We start from the raw sequence: 2,989 nt of genomic DNA on the forward strand, positions 1-2,989 counted from the left end.
AACGTAAAGTAGAGACTTCGCCGGCATGGGCCCCCGTCATCACGAGGAGTCAAGGTGGACAACGGGAGTGAGTTTGCCGGCTACATACAGGCGGTCGACTGGACAGCGTCGCCAAACGATTTGATCGGAGTAGCCATTGAAACTGAGCGGTAACGCCATACAACTCGCACGGCATAGTTCCAGAGGCGAAGCCGGGTGTTGTCCTTGGTCTTGTCGCGTGTTCCCGCCATTTGGTAGCAGTTGCCCCAGCGTGTGGGTTCAAGGTTACGCTTTGACGCCTATAAGGACCTAAGGGGTTAGGTTTAACAGCCTGCCCCCTTCGCATAGGTGCTGCACAGTCGATCAACTTGGTAGCCTCGCCAACCATTTGATCGTTGCTGCCATTGAAACTGATGTGCTTGCGGACTACCCCTCGCAGCGGATTCCATCGACGATGGCAATGATCAGCGGGTGCTCCTTCTTGAACTGCCCCAGCTCGGCCATCGTCTTCTTCCGGACTTCAAGGGCCTCCCGTCGCGGAGCGCCAAGGCGGTCGGTCTCTTCCTTGCCGATCTTCTCGACGCGCTGCTCGTACGAGAGCCCGTCCTCGGCGAGCTTGTTGCCGGTCTCGGTGAGCACTTCGAGTGCGGCGGAATCGGCGAACTTCAACTTCCCGTACTGCTCGACCAAGCCCTTGACCGCGCCCTCGCTGTAGACGTGCGGCAGCCTCGCCACGGCGGACAGGTGGCTCAGCGAACGATCTACCGACGTCAGTAGATTCAGCAGCTTCTCGAAGTTAATTGGCTTTTGTTCGTTAGTCATCATGGGCCTCATGTCAGTATCGTCTGGTGGCATCAAAGGTCGGTGTACCTGAAACGTCTGCCCGTCTAACCCTGGGCGTGAAAAATCAATGCCCCCATCCTTCGGCGTGTAGCATCGCCCGGCCGGTTGGTTCGGACGGAATGCCGAGAGTCGATAGCGGCGACCATCAACGAGCGACGTGAAGCAACACACAAGGTGGCCGGACCGCGTGAAGTCGAAAGCGAAACACGTTCGCGACCTGACCGACTACATCCGCGATCCAGAGAAGACGAACCCGGATGAAAGGTCGCGTACACAGGTGCGCGCGGGTTCCTTTGCGACGATCACGCCGGCCAGCAAGGCGAGATGATCGCATTGGCGCTGGATGTCCCGCGCAGCGCGAACCCGATCAATCACTACATCCTGAGCTGGCGCGAGGGCGAATACCAGGCCGGAAGTAGCGCGGCCAACGTGACGCGCAACCCTTGCAGCAACCGGCGTAGCCCGGGGCTGGCTCTGCGCCGCCGGCGGAGCAGGGCGGGGAACCACGCTAGGGCGGCGGCGGGGGTCGAACTCGACGACAGTGCCCCCACTCAAGTATGGCTGGTCACGAGAGCCAGTCTGTTCGACAATTTACCGCAGTCCGTTCCTGCCTTCGCTGCCACTGCACTATTGCCAGCCAACGACAGCTTAGGGGGCAACGTTCGCCGCATGCATGGGAGGTCGTCGCGCCGCGCGAGATTCGACACTGCTTCGTATTTGGCGCAAGACCGGGCCGACAGACCCGGTTGGTCGGCTTCGCCGGCTGCTACGTAGCATGTTCCAAAGCATAGCGAATGCGAGCGCCGGCATCTTCAGCTTGAAGCCTGTTGACGCGAATCTCCATTGAAGGATTGGAGAAGTCCCGGAAGTTGAACGTGAATGCGGAGTGAATCGAGTCTCCGGCGTCGCTCACCTCGGCGCTTTGGATGTAAGCGATCGGCTCGTACTTTGCGATGTTCTTCTCCCTGTCAATGACCACGGCTTTGCCCATCACGGCATCAATGCCGACATACCGCGTGCTGAGATAGTCGGCAACCTCGACCTGNNAGGCGATTAGCCTGCGCATGTCGCGGTTGCGCGATCGGCGCCATTTCGATAGCAATAGAGCACCGCCCGCCACCCACGCGATAGATGCAACCATTGCCGCAAGGGCCGCGCCTGAGTGCAGGAATTTCCCGCCCCACGCCGAATACACGAATGCGGGGAGCGCGGCCAGCAAGGACGTCGCAATATAGAACAGCTCGGATGCAAGTCTCAGCAATCGCATTGCATTCTCCTATTCCTTGATGCCATCGGAGTTGGACGAAGGATTCGTCCCGCCCAGCGGGCGCCTGCCATTGCCACCTGACGGGCGAATATCGAATTTTGCCAGCAGGGTATTGACCGCAGCTTTGGTCCGATCGCTGTGGTCAGTGCCGATCATAGCTGGCGAGTGACCTCCGACCCAGTTGATCACCTTGTCCGGTACCAGGAAGATCAGGTTGAAGCAGCTATGCACAAGGTTGAGACACATAGAGAAGTAAATCGTGCAATAGGCCAGAATCGAACCGATGCCGGTCAGCGAGTCGAACTGAGCGTTTGCAAGGGCAATGCCGAACCCCTCGTTCAGCAACGTTCCGCCTGCGATGACTCCCACGCCTCCCAGGAAGAAACCGAGCACCATGAGCACAGGACGCACCATCATCTCGAAGAGGAAGATGTAGCCGTGGGCGGTTTTGTGGCCGAGGCCGTCGCCCTCTCCGCCGAGATGCGTGATCGCCCATAACGGGGCTGCGATCACGCCCTCTCCGACAACGACGAGCCAGTTCACGGCCGCACCGAACCACACAACGAATGGCACCATCGGTAGATAGGTCGACAGCCCGAGGCCGAGTAGCAAGGCGGCGATGATGATCATCATGATGATCGGTCCCGCCCCGTCCAATGCACCTCGGACGAAGCTGAGCGCGCCACTGGCGTCGGCCACCCGTGATGCCAAGCCGGCGATGCTGAAACTTTCGCTGGTCGCCTCGAGCCCCTTGGCTGTGAGGTATCCTGCAAGACCGATTTCGGCTACACCAGTGAGATGGTCGCCCAGGTTTTTCATCTTGATCAGCGGGTTGATTTGGCCGCGCGATTCGCCGCCGTCGTTGATGTTGGTGATCGCCTCCGTTAGGGAAGGTCTGAA

General features: G+C 59.5%; 3 protein-coding genes. All 3 read right to left on the minus strand.

What is annotated here, in order from left to right; all coding sequences use genetic code 11:
* Window positions 1-405: 405 nt before the first annotated feature.
* The gene (locus J7367_RS21615; RefSeq protein WP_139792633.1) at window positions 406-801 is read right to left on the minus strand and encodes a hypothetical protein; all 396 of its coding nucleotides are present in this window, start codon (window positions 799-801) and stop codon (window positions 406-408) included.
* A 787-nt stretch (window positions 802-1,588) separates the two neighbouring features.
* Window positions 1,589-2,089 carry a hypothetical protein gene (locus tag J7367_RS21620; RefSeq protein ID WP_209029003.1) on the minus strand — a complete coding sequence of 167 codons (501 nt, stop codon included), beginning with the start codon at window positions 2,087-2,089 and terminating at the stop codon, window positions 1,589-1,591.
* Window positions 2,090-2,098: 9 nt separating this feature from the next.
* Window positions 2,099-2,989: DotA/TraY family protein (locus J7367_RS21625; protein WP_209029005.1), on the minus strand; the 891-nt coding region annotated here is incomplete at its 5' end.

Origin of the sequence: Xanthomonas sp. D-36-1 (assembly GCF_017746155.1) — a bacterium.
Lineage (GTDB): Bacteria > Pseudomonadota > Gammaproteobacteria > Xanthomonadales > Xanthomonadaceae > Xanthomonas > Xanthomonas cissicola.

What these genes read in the sequence shown, in the direction of transcription:
- J7367_RS21615 (WP_139792633.1), bottom strand. Translation starts at nt 801, where the DNA reads ATGACTAACGAACAAAAGCCAATTAACTTCGAGAAGCTGCTGAATCTA.